This is a genomic window from Nocardia sp. NBC_00511, assembly GCF_045161165.1.
Lineage (GTDB): Bacteria > Actinomycetota > Actinomycetes > Mycobacteriales > Mycobacteriaceae > Nocardia.
The window spans coordinates 3,542,705-3,558,546 of record NZ_CP107849.1; the positions used below are offsets into that span (position 1 = coordinate 3,542,705).

Sequence of the window (15,842 nt, forward strand, 5' to 3'; positions counted from 1 at the left end):
CCCCGGCCGCGATATCGCGACCGGGGTCAGTTGTCGAAAGATCCGTGTTCACAAACCCATCGGCTCAGATGGCGGTCGTGTGGGCTCGAGACCAGAGGACAGGCCAGCCGCCGGATGGGAGCCACGCGGCGGGGACATGAAGGCCCGACTGAGCGAGTCGGGTCGCGAAGTGACTCTCGTCGGCACCGAGTTCGATTGCGGCGGGCCAGGATTGCCGCCAGGGGCCGTCCGGGTCGGACAGGGACGTGGCCGGAAATCCGGGTACGGCGTCCGCGCCGGGGGTGGTGATCGCGATTGTCGCGGTCTGGACGTCAGGGGTGGAGGTGATGGTCAGGATCAGCGGGCACAACACGGAAGGCGTGGGGTGGGTGCTCACGGCCTGGACGAAGATCGGGTCGGAGGTCCGGGCCAGGTGAGCCAGAGCACGGCGGACGCGGACGGCGACCAGATCGGTGCCGCGTGCGGTGGCGAGATCGGGTTCTTTCACCAAGGTGCGCAAGGTTTTCGACGGGATCGGCTCGTCGACGGTGAGGGTGCGCAGGCGCGGGTGACGGGTGTGGAGCGCCGGGTCGAGGTTCGAGAGGGCGGTGGCGAGCGGCCGGATGGCGGTGGCCTGCCACAGTCGGGGCAGGGTGACGCGACCCGAGTCGAGGGCCTTGACACACAGGGCGTGCAGCTCATCGGCGGTCGAACGGCGCAGGGCGGTCAGCACTTTGGGGTCCGCCGCCGAAGTCGGGTCCAGGTCCTCGCCCGCGAGTACCGCCAGCACTCGCAGCGCGGACTGCGCGTCCGTGAGTGCGGTGTGCGCGGCGTCGCGCAGAGCCGGGGCAGCCTCACGCATCAGGTTCGAGGCGGGTCGGCGGCCACGCGCGGGCACCTCGACGAGGTCGACGTCCACCAGGTCGAGGTCCACCTCAGGGGCGCGCAGGGTGGACGCCCACCTCTGAACCGCCTGCCGCAGTGCGGGATCCGGGTCGTGGTTGAACCGGGCGGCGATCTCGTTGACGAACCAGCCGTCGGCACGGGCCCGGAGTTCGGCATTGATCTGGATGACGTCGTTCTCGTCGCGTAGGGCGAGCAGGATGCTGCGGCCCCGAGTGGCGGCGTCCTGGTACGAGGGTCCCGCGATGCAGTTGCCCATGTAGTCGGACCATTCCGCGAGACGGGTCGCGGTGCGGGCGAACTGGATTCGGTTGGCGGTTCCAGACAGCGCGGTCCCGTCGTGGACCAATACCGATTCGGGGATCTCGAATTCGCCGGTCAGCGCGCGGGCTACCGCACCGCTCGCCATCAGCTCGGCGCACAGCAGGTTCCAGTCGCGGGGCCGAGCCGGGGAGCTCGCGCCGAGGGCCAGCAGCTGGGCGGTTCCGGCGACCGCCAGCGGGATGGAGTCCACCCGGGGAGTCAGCGGTTCCGGTTGCGGCAGTGCCGGGTTCGTGAGGTGGTAGGGGACGATGTACTCGTAGTTCAGTTCGGCGGCGGCATGACCGCGCGCCCGAGCGATGGCATCGGCGAGGTCGCCCATCCACATCAGGTCGCTGGCCTGTTCGGTGGCGGCCGGGTCGGCGGCCAGGCGCTGGGCGAGGCTCTGCTGCCAACGCTGACGCACCAGCGGTTCCACGTCCCAGGCCCCGGGCGCGCAGGCACCGGTGTGCCCGACTGCCGTGCGCCACGTGCGCAGGGCGTCCGAGTCCCAGCTGTCGGGATAGTCGTCACGTGGAATCCCATGCACGAGCAGTTCTTTCGCGGCCTCGTGCACGGTGAGCCCGTAGGCCAGCGCGGTCCGCAGCCGCGGGCGCAGCAGTCGTTCGAAAGCCGCGTCGAGCGGTTGCTGCTGCCGCAGCCGGGCATTGAGCTCCCGCACGTGGACGATCGGCCGGGCGGGCAGCGCGATCAGCTTCGGCACCGGTCGCTGCGCCTTCTTGATCTGCGAGCCGGTGAACATCCCCGCGACCACGGCCAGTTCGTCACGCACCCGCTCGACGCCCGCGCTCACCCCGGATTCGTGGACGGCGACGGTGAGGCGCAGCAGCACGGTCGCGGCGAGGGCGTCCTCGATGAGCCGTTCGACGCAGTGTTTCCAGAGATCGCGCCACGTCGGGCGGAAGCGGATCGCGGTGAGCAGATCCAGTTCTCGACGGGCGTCGTGGTGCACGAGGTCGACCACCGTCTCCTGGTCGAAGTGCCGATAGCGCTTGTCCAGCGGCTCGAGGACGGTCAGATCATGGCTCGCGATCAGGCGCTCGCGAGCCAGCAGCCCCTCCTGGTGGGCGCACACCCGCTCCCACAGATCGAGCAGCAGTTCCAGCCGTCGCGGCCGCGAGAACGACTCCAAGGTCTGCCGCAGATTCGCGGCCAGCACCGAGGGCGCACCGGCGGGAATCGGATCGATCCCGTCGGCCGGGCGCAGGTTCAGGACCCGGACCAGCTGTTCGGGCCCGAGGATATCGGCCGCCGCCGAGGCCAGTTCCAGTGCCGCCCAGCGCTGTTCGGCGATCGCCTCCTCGGCGGCCGCGCCGACCGGTTTGGTGGCGGTCACGCCGAACAGCGCGACCAGGGTGGCACCGCGCTCCCCCAGCCGCCACGCGCCGGTCACGCCGAGCACCCGCATCGCGGCGAGTACCGCGTCGCGACGGTCGCCGGTGGCCCCGGCCAGGCGGGCGGACACGAAACCCTCGCCGAGATCGATACCCGCGCCGGCGATCCCGATCCCACCGGTCTCGACGAGCCCGGCCAGGTCGGCCCGCGCGATGGCGATGCGCGCCGGATCGCTGTCACGGTCGCCCAGCACCACGGCCGCGCCCTCGAGCCCGTCGTGGTCGATTTCCGCACCGGTCTCGACCAGCCAGGCGCGCAGATTCCGCTCCGCGACCACGCCGAAGGCCAACAGCACCGCCAAACTCGAACTCCCCTGGATGATTGCGCGAGACCTCGCGCGAACAAGAACAACTCCCGCCCAGACCATAGGGCCTGGACGGGAGTGCCGACAATAGATTTTCCGCTGTCAGGATTGTTCGGCCGGGACCTCCGGCTCAGCCGCGGTAGGCGCGGACTGACTGTTGAGCCCCGGTGGCTTACGCAACGAGGTGTGCGCGCTGACGAGGGTGTCGTCCGGGTACGCCTCTTCCTCGTGCACGCCGATATCCCCGGTCTCGAGGACGTCGTCGGGCAGTCGCAGACTCATGAACAGGCTCAGGAATTTGAGGATCGCATAGGTCACCAGCGCGTCCCACACGATGACGGTCAGGGCCGCACCCGCTTGCCAGAGCAGCAGTTTGGGATTGTGCCCGTAGAGCCAGCCGCCATAGGTGACGTCCGAGCCGCCGCTGCCGGACGCCACGTACAGCTTGATGTGGGGGTCGGCCAGCACGCCGACCAGCAGGCCGCCGAGCAGCCCGGCGACGCCGTGCGTGTGCACCACACCGAGGGTGTCGTCGACCTTGCGGAACAGCCGGGTGCGGCCCAGCTTGTTCCACGACAGCCACACCAGGGTCGAGGTCACCAGGCCGATGACCATGGCCCCGAAGCTGTTCACGAAACCGGCCGCCGGGGTGATGCCCACCAGACCGGCGATCATGCCGTTGACCGCGCCGAGGAAATTGGGCCGCCGCGAAGGTCCCGCGAACATGTCCCACAGCACCCAGGTCAGCAGTGCGATCGCGGTGCACAGGGTGGTATTCAGCACCGCCAGTGAGGCGTTCGCGCCCGCGAAGTACGGGTCGCCGCCGTTGAATCCGTTCCAGCCCAGCCACAGGATGCCCGCTCCGGCCGCGGCCATCGGCAAGTTGTTGGGTACCGAGTGTTGCCGGTCGCGGGCCAGCCTGGGTCCGATCACCGCCGCCGCCACGAAACCCGTGGTGCCCGCGGCCAAGTGGATGACGTACCCGCCGGAGTAGTCGAGCGCGCCCATTTGCGACCACCAGCCGCCGCCCCAGATCAGGAAGGCGTTCACCGAGTACGCGAACGTCGACCAGAGCGGGACGAAGATCAGCCACACTTTGAAACTGATGCGGCCGATCACGCTGCCCAGGAACAACAGTGGGGTGATCGCGGCGAAGACGAACTGGAAGTAGGCCAGTGTGGTTTCGGAGAAGTGGAACTTCGGCATGGCACCGTCGAGCAGCGGGATCAGTGCTTGCTCTTGATTGTCGGAACCGAGAATGGTGTGCGGCTTGCCGATTGCGGCCCGCAGGATTCCGGGGCCGATCTTGACGGGTTCGCCGAAGCCCATCTTGAAGCCCCACAGCACCCACACCACCAGGACCAGCGAGAATCCGGTGAATGCCATGAGCATGGTATTGACGGCCCATTTGCGTTGCACGATACCGCCGTACAGTATGGCGATACCGGGAATGCTCATGAGCCCGACGAGAGTGGCGGCCACCAGCTGCCAGGCATTGTCGCCCGGAATCAGCCAGTCGGGATACGGTGACATGATCTCGCGCTTCCTCACCGCGGAGCGAGCAGGCACCAGACTCGTTCCGGCACTAAATTCTGTTGTGGCATAAGGTGTCTAGCGTCACAGGGGTGCATCAAGTGTTGTGCGGTAACGTTTCCCGGCGATTACCTGCCGTTAATTCTGGATTTCACGGTCCGGTAGGTGTCGTCCGCAAAACCGATCCGTGCATTCGAAATGACCGGCTCGCCAATTAATTCCAACCAGTCGGAACTCGATCGACAGTGTCGCGGTGCTCCCCTATGATCTGGCTACGGGGAGCAGATCCGGTCGAACGGGGGAACCGAGTGAGGAGTCGTCTACCGACGACGGCCCTCCGCAACGCAGCGGAGTGGACGCGGCGCTTCGCGCGCACCGCGCCGGGGGTGATGGGTGCGGTGGGTGCGGCGCTGGTGCTGCTGGCATTGATCGCCGGATTGGTGACCGCGAATCAGCAGGGCGGCAAGATCACTCGCCACGACACCGCACTGGCGCACACCGAGCCACTGGCCAATGCCGCGCAACGGCTGTACGTAGCGCTGTCCAGCGCTGACGCCGCGGCCTCGACCGCATTCCTGTCCGGCGGCATCGAATCGCCACAGGTGCGGACCCGCTACGAGAACGCACTGTCGGACGCGGCCGCCGCGCTCGCGGAGGCGACCACCGGCGCCTCGGACGCCCGCACCCGCGACATCCTGGCCAAGATCTCCGCCGAATTGCCCACCTACACCGGCTATGTCGAGGCGGCGCGCGCCAACAACCGGCAGGGCCTGCCCGTCGGTTCGGCCTACCTGCGCCAGGCCTCGGCGCTCATGCAGGGTTCACTGCTGACCAACGCCAGCGACCTCGAACAGACCCGGCTACGGCAGCTGCACGACGATCAGGACGCGATCACCCGACTACCGCTGTGGAGTACGGCCGCGCTGCTGATCTTGCTGGCCGCCTGCGGTTACGGTTCGTGGCTGCTGCTGCGCCGCACCAATCGACTGGTCAACGCCGGTGTGGCCGCCGCCGCCGGGCTGGCCGCGCTGGCCCTGCTGTGGGTGGTCGGCACCACCGTCGCGGCGGCGGCGGCCATCGACACCGGGGCCACCGCCCGCTTCGAAAGCCTCGCGCAGGCACGCATTCTCGCGCAGCAGGCCCGCACCGAGGAGACGCTGCAGCTCATCACCCGCGGTGACATGGGCGCCAGCGAGCAGCGCTTCACGGCCAGCAGCGATCAGCTGCGGGCCACCCTCTCCTCGACGGTCGGCGTGAATTCGGAGGCCGGGCAGGCCTTCTCGCGCTGGCAGGACGGTCATCACCGCGAGGTCGCCGCCTACCTCGCCAACAACTATCGCGGCGCCGTGGATCAGGCCATCGACGCCACCGTCGCCGGTTCGGCGGCCGAGTTCGACGCCATGGACGCCGCGTTGAAGACCGAACTGGAGCGCACCCGGGCGCAGGTGCGCGACGATGTGAACACAGCCGGTAATGCCCTGACCCTGAGTTCCGCGGGCACGCTGGTGCTGCTGCTGGCCGCGGCGGGCGCGGTCGGCGCGGGTGTGTGGCCGCGGTTGAAGGAGTTCCTGTGAAGACGCCGATGCGGATACTGCTGGCGGCCCTGGTCGCCGTGCTGGCCGCGGGCTGCGGCGGAACCCCCGACGCCACGCCCTATCAGCTGCCCTCGGAGAACCGGTTGCCGCCGGGCGCCGCGGTCATCACCGCCGCGCCGAGCCAGCGCGCCGACCAGTCCTGTGATCCGAGCGCGAGCCTGCGCCCGGGTGCGCAACCGCAGCCCGGCGCCATGCCCGCCGGGTCGACGATGGCGGCCATCGTCGCCAGCGGCAAGCTACGCGTCGGGGTGGACCAGAACCAATTCCTCTTCGGTTACCGCAATCCGGCGACCGGTGAGATCGAGGGCTTCGACATCGATATCGCCCGCGAGGTGGCGCGCGATCTATTCGGTGACGAGAAGCGAATCGAGCTGCATCCCATCGATTCCGCGAATCGGGTGCAGGCGTTGAAGAACAACGAGGTCGACATGGTGGTGCAGAACTTCACCCCGACCTGTGCGCGCCGCAAGGACATTCAGTTCTCCTCGGTGTATTTCACGACCGATCAGCGGGTGCTGGTCACCAAGGGCTCCAATATCCGTTCCGCCAGCGATCTCGGCGGTAAGAAGGTGTGCGGCATTCCCAACTCGACCACCCTGGACGCGGTGTTCGCACTCCCGCAGCGCCCCACCGTGATCGGCATGGTGAACTGGCTCGACTGCCTGACCGCGATGCAGGAGGGTCTGGTGGACGCCGCCAGCACCGATCTGCCGCTGCTGTACGGCCTCAAGATTCAGGACCCGAATCTGGAAGTGGTCGGCGACGCGATGGCCACCGACTCCTATGCGATCGGAATCCAGCAGAAGAACACCGATTTCGTGAAGTTCGTGAACGGGGTGCTGGAGCGAATTCGTGGTGACGGCGCCTGGCAGCGCATCTACAACCAGCGCTTGAGCGTAATCGGCCCGTCCAATGGCCCACCGGCGCCCCGGTACAGCGATTGAGTCGGCCATGCATCCCAATCCCGGGCCGGTACTCGGCGTCGCCGAAATAGATCGTGAAATCGCCGAGCGGGCACGCGAAATCGACACCATCGCCGCGACCCTCGTCGAATTGGACAAGCATGCCGGGCTGGTACTGCTGCGCCGCTTCCCGCCCGCGGGGGTGACCGCGCAGCGCTGGACGCCCGCGCAGGCGGCATTGGATCTGATGTGGGAGGACTTCGGACGCTTGAGCACCATCCTGGACCGGGTGCGGACGGCCCGCGCCCGGCGACGGCTGGACGCGCTGGATCGTGAGGAGCTGACCCGGCTGCTGCGCGGACAGCCGATCGAGTTGTCGCGCCACACGATTCCCATGTCGCGGCGGTCGCTCAGCGGCCCGCGCGAGGAGGTCGAGCTGATCGGGATCGCGGAGATCCTCGACCGCATGCGCACCGCGTTCCCGGCGGTGGTGTCGGTGCTCGACGCGGTCGAGGCGGTGCACGATCGGGCGCTGGCCGATATCGGGCCGCTGCGCGCCGAACTGGACCGGATCGGCACGCCCACACCGGAATTGGCGGGGTTGGCCGCGGATATCGACGCGCTCGCCGGTGCGATCGCCACCGACCCGCTGGCATTGCACCCCGAGGTCCTGGACGCCCGCCTCACCGGGCTGACCGGTCGCATGCGCGCGGCCGCGGCGGTCGTCACCGAACTGCGTGCCATCGCGGCGAATTGGGACGAGGCCGTCGATCGCCTGCGAGTTCGAGTCGATGCCCTGCGCAAAACCTACGAGCGCGCCGACCACGCCCGTCGTGAAGTGGAACGCACCATCCTGGCAGCGCCGCTGCCCCGGCATCGTGACGACAGCGCCGTCTTCGAATCCGAACTGACCGCCTTGGCGGGCGGTCCCCCGGCTCCGGACGCACTCTGGGAGTTGCGCACCCGCGTCACCACCGCTCTGGATGCGGCGGCCGCGCACGAACAGCTGGCGCAGGGCCTGCTGGATCGGCGGGTCGAACTCGAGGGCCGCTTCTCCGCCTACCGCGCCAAGGCCGCCCGCAAGGGTGTCGCCGAGGACCCGGACATCCTGGCCGCCGACCGGATCGCGGCGGGCCTGCTCACCCGTAAACCCTGTGACCTCGCGGCAGTCACCCGCGCGGTCACCGACTACCGCCAGCTCATCGCGAACAAATCGGGGAGGCGACCATGAACTGCACCGAGCCCGGCTGCACCGGCACCATCGACGCTGGCTACTGCACCGTCTGCGGCACCGCCCCGGCGGAACAGCACACCTCCCCGGCGATAGCGAGCACCGCCCCGGCGGGATCGAATATCGCCCCGACTGGAACGTCCGACGGATCCTCGTGCGGCGAACCCGGTTGCGCCGGAACCATTCTCGATGGCTACTGCCAGGTGTGCGGCAGCGCGCCGGTGCTCGGCACCGGTCTCGCGGAGGCATCGACGGCCGACCCCGGCACCCCCACCGGGTGCGGCGAACCCGGTTGCAGTGGGTCGATTGTCGACGGCTACTGCGATGTCTGCGGCAGCGCACCCGCAGTCGTGACGGCCACCGCGTCGGCGATGGTGACCACGGAACGCGAACGCGGACACGGGATGTCCGGCACTGTGCGATCCGGCAGCCGGTCCGGCCGCAGTGGCCGGTCCGTTCGGACCGGTCGTTCGGGAGCGTCGAGTTCCAGTCGCGGCAGGCTGGGCGCGGGCATGGTGAAGGTGCCGCCGGTGCCACGCCGGGATCCGGCCGAGGCGGTACTCACGCACGCGGAAGTGCCGGAGAACCATCGTGATTGCGGCAAATGCGGGCGGCCGGTCGGGCGCAGTCGCGGCGGCGAGGCGGGGCGTACGGAGGGGTTCTGCCCGCACTGCGGGACGCGATTCTCCTTCACCCCCAAGCTGGTTCGCAAGGATCTGGTGGGCGGGCAGTACGAGGTGCTGGGCCCGCTGGCGCACGGCGGCCTGGGGTGGATCTATCTGGCGGTGGATCACAAGGTCGACGATCGCCCGGTGGTATTGAAGGGTCTGCTCAATACCGGTGACGTGGACGCCATGCGGGCGGCGGTGGCCGAGAAGCGATTCCTGGCGCAGGTCGATCACCCGAACATCGTGCGGATCTACAACTTCGCCGAGGACACCGGCCCCGACGGCAAGCCGGTCGGCTACATCGTCATGGAGTACGTGGGCGGGAAATCGCTCAAGCAGCTGCTGCGCGAGCAGCGCACCGCCGATCAGGGCTATCTGCCGCCCGCCCGGGCCATCGCCTTCGTGCTCGAGATGCTGCCCGCCCTGGACTACCTGCACGAACGTGGCCTCGCATACTGCGATTTCAAGCCCGACAACGTGATGCAGACCGAGGAGCAGCTCAAGCTCATCGACCTCGGCGCGGTGATCGCGCTCGAGGATCAGCACGAAACCATCTACGGCACACCGGGATACCAGGCCCCGGAGATCGCCGACTCCGGCCCGACCGTCGCCACCGAGGTGTACACGGTGGGTCGCACCCTGGCCGCGCTGATCATGCGCATCCCGCCACTCAACGGCGAGCTGGGTCCACTGCCGGGCCCGCAGGCCGAACCGCTGATGGCCCGCCACGAGTCGCTGTACCGATTCCTGTTGCGCGCCACCGACACCGATCCGGACGCCCGCTTCACCTCGATGACCGAGATGAGCGATCAGCTCACCGGCGTGCTGCGCGAGGTGCTGGCCGCCGAGGACGGCCGCCCCCGCCCGGGCCTGTCCACCCGCTTCGGCCCGCCCCGTGCGGTGTTCGGCGTGGGCGACACGGTGCCGTCCGATATCGGCGCCGTGATCCGCGCCCTGCCGGTGCCGATGGTCGACCCCTCCGACAGCGGCGCGGCCCTGCTGGCCTCCACCGGTGCGGTCACCCCGGCGGATCTCGAGCGCGAGATCACCGCCGGACTCCAGTCGGTGGTCACCGGCCAGGCGGAGTCGGTCGAGATCCCGCTGCGATTGATCCGCGCCGCACTGGAATTCGGTGACCCCGAGGACGCGCTGCGCCGCCTCACCGACCTCGAACCGACCCTCACCGGCGATTGGCGACTGAGCTGGTACACCGGCCAGGCCCGACTGCTTCAGGGCGATTGGTCCGGCGCGGCAATCGAATTCGACGCCCTCTACGACGCGCTACCCGGTGAGGCCGCCCCGAAGCTGGCGCTGGCGGTCACCGCCGAACTGCTCGCCGACGCCGCGAACGCGAGCGACCAGGAGCCCGAACAGCGCCGAGCCGCAAAGTATTACGAGGCCGTGTGGCGCACCGACCGCTCCTTCACCAGTGCCGCCTTCGGCGCGGCCCGGGTGCGCCGTCGCCTCGGTGATCGTGACGGGGCGGTCGCGCTGCTCGATCAGGTGGATCCGGCCTCGGCCGTCTACACCGAGGCCGGCGTCACCGCGGTCGACACGCTGCTGGCGGTGCCGGAGACCGATCGGCTCACCGAGCAGCTGCTGCGCGACGCCGGGCACCGGATCGCGAATCTGACTCTGGACTCGAAACGCCGTGCCGCCCAGGCGCGGATGCGGGTCCTCGACGCGGCGCTGCACTGGCTGCGCCTGGGCAGGGTGCCCACCGACCACTCCCCGCTGCTGGGGGTGGCGCTCGATCAACAAGGGGTACGAACCGGTTTGGAACGCTGCTATCGCGATCTCGCGCACGAGACCGACGACCTGTGGGATCGCATCGCCCTGGTGGAGCAGGCCAATGCCGTACGCCCGAGGACCGTGCTGTGACGGCCCGCTGCCCGCAGTGCGGCGCGTTCGCCGTCGCCTCCGACCGCTTCTGTGAGGCGTGCGGCAGCAAGCTCGGCATCCGCCTGGTGGCCCTGCCGCCCCGGGAGCGGCCCACCGATCCGGACGCGTCCACCATGCCCGCCGAGGTGGCGCGCGCCGCCGCCGCGGCCCCCGTCCCGTATCAGGCCGGACCCGACCCCGTCTGCACCGGTTGCGGCGGCGCCGATTTCGATGTCGACGGCTATTGCAGCGCCTGCGGTGAACTCGGCAACGAGCGTGACCGCTTCGAAGCCGATCTCGGCACCGTCTGCCTGGTCACCGATCGTGGTCTGTCGCATGCCCGCAACGAGGACGCCACCGCCGCCGCGATCGTGGCCGGGTCCACCCCGCAGCGCCCGGCGGCCGCGGTGATCGCGGTCTGCGACGGCGTGTCCACCTCGGAGGATCCGCAGGCGGCCTCGGGTGCGGCGGTCCGCGCCGGGGTCGACGCCTGTCTGGAAGCCCTGGGGCAGCAGCGTTCCGCGCAGGAGTGTGCGATGGCCGGGCTTACCGCGGCCGCCGCGGCGGTGCGGGCGGTGGGTTCGCCGGAGGGCAGATCGCCGTCGTGCACGTTCGTTTCGGCGCTGATCGTGTTCGACGAGTCCGGCGGCGCGGACATCACCATCGCGAATGTCGGTGACAGCCGCGCCTATTGGCTGCAAGCGCAGGCCGGGGCCTCCCAGCAGCTGACCGTCGACGATTCCCTCGCCCAGGCCATGGTCGACAACGGCATCCTGGACGCGGCCACCGCCATGGACGGCCCGCACGCCCATGTGCTGACCCGCTGGCTGGGCGCGGACAGCGAACACCAGTGGTCGCCCAATTGTGTTCGGACCCTGCATGTCCAGGAGCCCGGATCGCTGCTGCTGTGCACCGACGGACTGTGGAACTACCTGCCGGAGGCGGCCGCCCAGGCCCACTTCACCAGCACGCTGCCCACGCTGCCCGCCGGGCGCGCGCTGGTGGAGCACGCGCTGGCCGCGGGCGGCAAGGACAACATCACCGTCGCGCTCGTTCCGGTACCCGCTCGCGCCTCGACAGGAGACACGCTGTGACTTCCCCTGACAACAAAGGTCTCTCGGTCGCCGTCGACCAGAACGAGTTTCTCGCCGAGAGCGCGCGCACCGTCGACGCCATCGTCACCGTCGAGGCCACCGACGCGCTGGTGGTGTCGGTGCCGCCGCCGGACCGGGTGGAGATCCTGATCATCGACACCTCCGGCTCGATGGGCAGCGGCGACAAGTTCGCCGGGGCCCGCCGCGCCACCCTGGCCGCCCTGGACGTGCTGCCCGACGGCACCCGCTTCGCGATCGTGGAGGGCACCGACAAGGCCGAGGTGGTCTACCCCCGGCAGGGCCCGTCGGCGATCGCCGGTCGGGCCGAGCGCGAGGCCGCCCGGCACGCGCTGGACAAGCTGCGCCCGCACGGCGGCACCGCGATCGGCACCTGGCTGGGCCTGTCGCGCTTGATCGCCCAGCAGCATCCGGGCGCGATGGTGCACGCCATCCTGCTCACCGACGGCCGCAACGAACACGAGACCCCGGAGCGCCTGGCCGAGGAGATCCGTTTGGCCTCAGGGCTTTTCACCTGTGACTGCCGTGGCGTCGGCGCGGACTGGGAGCCCGACGAGTTGCGCGCGGTCGCCTCCGCGCTGCACGGCACCGTCGATATCGTGAAGACCCCCGACCTGCTGGCCCAGGATTTCGCCGCCATGATGGAAACCTCACTGGAGAAGGCGATTCCGGATCTGGCGCTGCGACTGTGGACGCCGGTGGGCGCGCGCATCGTGTTCGTCAAGCAGGTGGCCCCGTTCATCGAGGATCTCACCGCGCGCCGCACCGAGGTCGGCCCGCAGATCGGCGAGTACCCGCTGGGCTCGTGGGGTGCGGAGGACCGCGACTACCACGTGCAGCTGGAGCTGGAACCGGCCGCGCCGGGCCGCGAGAAGCTGGCCGCCCGGGTGAGCGTGCTCGCCGACGGCGAGGTGCTGGGGCAGGGTTTGGTGAAGGCGGCCTGGACCACCGACACCGACAAGTCAGCCCGCATCAGCCGCCGCGTCGCCCACTACACCGGTCAGGCCGAGCTGGCCCAGACCGTCCAGGAGGGCCTGACCGCCCGCAAGCAGGGCGACTTCGCCACCGCCACGGCCAAACTCCAGCGCGCCTACCACCTGGCCACCGAGTCCGGCAACGAGAACACCGCCAAGCTGCTGCTCAGCGTGGTCGACGTGGTGGACGAGCGGACCGGCACCATCCGGCTGCGCAACAAGGTCGATCCGGCCGACGAGATGGCCCTCGACGTGCGCTCCACCAAGACTGCCCGAGTCCGCAAGGAGCCGTGATGGCCGTCTGCATCGAGGGACACCAGTCGGTCGCGGCCGACTACTGCGACGTCTGCGGCGCACCGATCGGCGTGCAATCCGCCGCTGCCGCACCGCAACTCACGCTGTGCCCGGCCTGCGCGACCCCCAGCGAGGGCCGGTTCTGCGAGAACTGCGGGCACGACTCGGCGCTGCCGCCGCCCCCGGCGTACCCGGCGAGCGTCGACGACCATGGGCAGACCGGCGGCTACCCGGAAGGGACGGCGGAGGGCAACGGTCAGTCCGAAAGCCTTGGCGGACACTCCGCTTCGCCCACGCTGTCCGGCGTATCCGGGCGGCCCGGCACGATCTGGGTGGCGACCATCGCCGCCGACCCCGCCCACTACGCCCGCATGCAGGCGCAGCAAGGTCCGGATCTCGAGCGAGTGGAGTTCCCGCAGTACTACCCGGACCGGCGAATCACCTTGCAGGACGGCGACATCCTGATCGGCAAGCGCAGTGCCAGCCAGGGGCTGCACCCCGCCATCGACCTGTCGGTGGCCCCCGCCGATATCGCGGTCTCCCGTTCCCACGCACTGCTGCGTCTCGACGGCGAGCAGCTGACCGTGACGGATCTGGGTTCCACCAACGGCACCTGCCTCAACGACAGCGCGCAGCCGATACCGGCGAAGACCCCGGTCCCGCTGCGTCCCGGTGACCGCGTCCATGTCGGCGGCTGGACCACCATCACCCTCACGACCGAATAGTCCACAACGCCCGATATTTCCGGAATCACCGATCTTGGTCTGTTGTCCAGGTTAGGCTGCGCGCTCGAATGCGGACCCCCGCATTCGATGCCGCAGTACCCCTGAGGACACGAATGAGCCTGACTCGCCGAGACTTCGCCCGCACCACCCTGGCCTCCGCCGCGGGCGCACTCGCCACCGCAGCGGTGCTCCCCGCGGCGCACGCGATCCCGTTGCTGCGCACCACCGCCGTGCCGCAGGCGTGGATGGCGGCGCTGCCGGACACCACCTCGCTGCTGCGGTTGACGATTCCCGGCACCCACGACTCCTGCTGCACCGATCCGGCCAACGGCACCGAGTTCTCGCACACCCAGAACTGGTCGCTGCCGGATCAATTCGCGCACGGCATCCGCTTCCTCGACATCCGCTGCAACGGGCTACAGGGTCACACCGCCGACTCCTTCGGCATCTACCACAGCAGCTTCTATCAGGGCATCACCTTCGACACCGTGCTCGACCAATGCCGGAACTTCTTGCTGCACAACCCGAACGAAGTGCTGATCATGCGGGTCAAGAAGGAGGACGGCACCACCAACGATGTGGGCTCGAACTTCGCGAGCATCTTCAACGGGTACCTCGACGCCAAGGGCTACCGGTCACTGTTCTTCATGGACAACCGTTTTCCCGCCCTCGGCGAGGCACGCGGCCGCATCGTGCTGATCGCGCAGTTCGCCAATCAACTGGGCTGCCTACAGTGGCCCGGCGGCGACAACGGCGTCTTCACCACCGATCGCATCTATCTGCAGGACCACTATCAGCACAACGGGCTGGCCGGATTGGACTCCGGCACTTCGAATCTCGGCTCGTCGGGCGGCGACAAGTGGGGCTACATCCAGGCCTGCCTGGATCGGGCGGCGGCGGATCCGAACAACACGTTGCAGTACATCAACTTCACCAGCTTCGCCGATCGCGCACTGCCCAAGGACAATGCGGGCGCGCTGATGCCGAAGCTCCAGTCCTATCTGACCGATCAGCGCACCCGGCCCGCCCACTACGGCATCATCCCCATGGACTTCCCCGACCGCTACCAGGGCGTGCTGGATCTACTGCTGGCCACCAACCCGAGCTGACCGCCCCCCGGCCGACCCGTCGCCACGGCGGGTCAGCGCAGCAGGTTCACGACCTGCCGGTAGGCGGCACGGGTGGTGGGGGCCAGGCGTTTCCAGGTCACCGGGCTCCCGCTGGCCAGGTGCGTGTCGTAGGGGACCTCCGCGACGGCGCGCACCACATCACCGAGGTACTTGCGCACATGCTCGGCGACCAGCGGGCCGTCCTTGTGATGCTGACGGGTCACCACGATGACGGCCTCGGCCAGGTGGTACTGGCTGTAGTTGTCGTCGAGCCAGATCAGCGCGGGCTTGAGCCGGTTGACCGCGTCCGGGCGCGCCGCGAGGGTGATCACCAGCGTGATGCGGGAGTCACTGAGCAGCGGCGCGACCATCCGGTTGGTGACCGGCGCGCCCGCGTCGTACACCGGCAGGCACCCCGCCTCCATCAGATCGCGATGCACCGAGGCGTAGCTTTCCCTGCGCGGCAACGCATCCGGGCCGCGCGGCAGCACGCCGACGCCGGCACTGCTCTCCCCGCAGCTGTCGATGACGGTCGAGGGCAGGCTGCGGTGACTCATATTGAGCCAGGACTGCACGGTGCCCGCGGCGTCGATGGTGTCGCAGCCGCGTGCCGCGAGGTCGCCGCCGGTCATGGTGGCGTCCACCACGATCGGCGAGTGCTCGCCGTAGTCGTAGGCGGCGGCCGCGGCGATGCCGAGCGCGGTGGTGGTGGACCCGGACCCGCCGGAGCTGCCCACCACCAGCACGGGCGGCAGGTCGGCCCACAGCAGAAACCCGTTGCCGCCGTGCACCCGCACGAGGTCGGTGGGCCCGCCGGGCGGGGAGGGACGCAGCAGCACGGACAGGTCCGTGGGAGCCGAGGACAGATTGGCCGGGTGGTCGGGGAATGGGTCGGACACTCGAGATTCCTTTGAGC

11 protein-coding genes are annotated in these 15,842 nt (G+C 69.3%); 8 read left to right on the forward strand and 3 right to left on the reverse strand.

Translation table 11 applies throughout. The annotated features are described in order from the left end of the window. Positions 1–64 precede the first annotated feature (64 nt). Both OG300_RS16790 and OG300_RS16795 read right to left on the reverse strand, forming a co-directional pair. The gene (locus tag OG300_RS16790) at positions 65–2,899 is read right to left on the reverse strand and encodes a hypothetical protein (protein WP_405496951.1); all 2,835 of its coding nucleotides are present in this window, start codon (positions 2,897–2,899) and stop codon (positions 65–67) included. 105 nt (positions 2,900–3,004) lie between these two features. Further along, on the reverse strand, positions 3,005–4,435 hold the full coding sequence (locus OG300_RS16795; RefSeq protein WP_405496953.1) for an ammonium transporter: 1,431 nt from the start codon (positions 4,433–4,435) through the stop codon (positions 3,005–3,007). A 308-nt stretch (positions 4,436–4,743) separates the two neighbouring features. Between OG300_RS16795 and OG300_RS16800 the strand changes: the two genes are divergently transcribed. The 8 genes from OG300_RS16800 to OG300_RS16835 all read left to right on the forward strand — a co-directional run bounded on the left by OG300_RS16800 (position 4,744) and on the right by OG300_RS16835 (position 14,926). Beyond that, the gene (locus OG300_RS16800; protein WP_405496955.1) at positions 4,744–6,009 is read left to right on the forward strand and encodes a hypothetical protein; all 1,266 of its coding nucleotides are present in this window, start codon (positions 4,744–4,746) and stop codon (positions 6,007–6,009) included. Then, positions 6,006–6,974 (forward strand): glutamate ABC transporter substrate-binding protein, encoded by a 969-nt coding sequence (locus tag OG300_RS16805; protein ID WP_405496957.1) that lies wholly within the window; start codon positions 6,006–6,008, stop codon positions 6,972–6,974. The genes OG300_RS16800 and OG300_RS16805 overlap by 4 nt, the downstream gene beginning before the upstream one ends. Positions 6,975–6,981: 7 nt before the next feature. Further along, positions 6,982–8,163, forward strand: coding sequence for a hypothetical protein (locus OG300_RS16810; RefSeq protein ID WP_405496959.1), 1,182 nt, complete (start codon positions 6,982–6,984; stop codon positions 8,161–8,163). Beyond that, positions 8,160–10,712, forward strand: a complete 2,553-nt coding sequence (locus OG300_RS16815) for a tetratricopeptide repeat protein (protein ID WP_405496961.1) — start codon at positions 8,160–8,162, stop codon at positions 10,710–10,712. The genes OG300_RS16810 and OG300_RS16815 overlap by 4 nt, the downstream gene beginning before the upstream one ends. Further along, complete coding sequence (locus OG300_RS16820; RefSeq protein WP_405496963.1) at positions 10,709–11,806, forward strand: PP2C family serine/threonine-protein phosphatase; 1,098 nt, start codon at positions 10,709–10,711, stop codon at positions 11,804–11,806. Before OG300_RS16815 ends, OG300_RS16820 begins: the two co-directional genes overlap by 4 nt. Next, positions 11,803–13,092 (forward strand): vWA domain-containing protein, encoded by a 1,290-nt coding sequence (locus OG300_RS16825; protein ID WP_405496965.1) that lies wholly within the window; start codon positions 11,803–11,805, stop codon positions 13,090–13,092. The genes OG300_RS16820 and OG300_RS16825 overlap by 4 nt, the downstream gene beginning before the upstream one ends. After that, entirely contained in the window at positions 13,092–13,817 is a 726-nt protein-coding gene (locus OG300_RS16830; protein WP_405496967.1) for an FHA domain-containing protein, read from the forward strand. Before OG300_RS16825 ends, OG300_RS16830 begins: the two co-directional genes overlap by 1 nt. Positions 13,818–13,930: 113 nt before the next feature. Next, complete coding sequence (locus OG300_RS16835) at positions 13,931–14,926, forward strand: phosphatidylinositol-specific phospholipase C (protein ID WP_405496968.1); 996 nt, start codon at positions 13,931–13,933, stop codon at positions 14,924–14,926. A gap of 32 nt (positions 14,927–14,958) precedes the next feature. On the opposite strand, the gene OG300_RS16840 is transcribed toward OG300_RS16835, so the two are convergent. Continuing rightward, positions 14,959–15,825, reverse strand: coding sequence for a MinD/ParA family protein (locus OG300_RS16840; protein ID WP_405496970.1), 867 nt, complete (start codon positions 15,823–15,825; stop codon positions 14,959–14,961). Positions 15,826–15,842 lie beyond the last annotated feature (17 nt).

Coding starts and splice junctions, on each gene's coding strand:
- OG300_RS16835 (WP_405496968.1), top strand. CDS start 13,931: ATGAGCCTGACTCGCCGAGACTTCGCCCGCACCACCCTGGCCTCCGCC.
- OG300_RS16830 (WP_405496967.1), top strand. CDS start 13,092: ATGGCCGTCTGCATCGAGGGACACCAGTCGGTCGCGGCCGACTACTGC.
- OG300_RS16795 (WP_405496953.1), bottom strand. CDS start 4,435: ATGTCACCGTATCCCGACTGGCTGATTCCGGGCGACAATGCCTGGCAG.
- OG300_RS16815 (WP_405496961.1), top strand. CDS start 8,160: ATGAACTGCACCGAGCCCGGCTGCACCGGCACCATCGACGCTGGCTAC.
- OG300_RS16810 (WP_405496959.1), top strand. CDS start 6,982: ATGCATCCCAATCCCGGGCCGGTACTCGGCGTCGCCGAAATAGATCGT.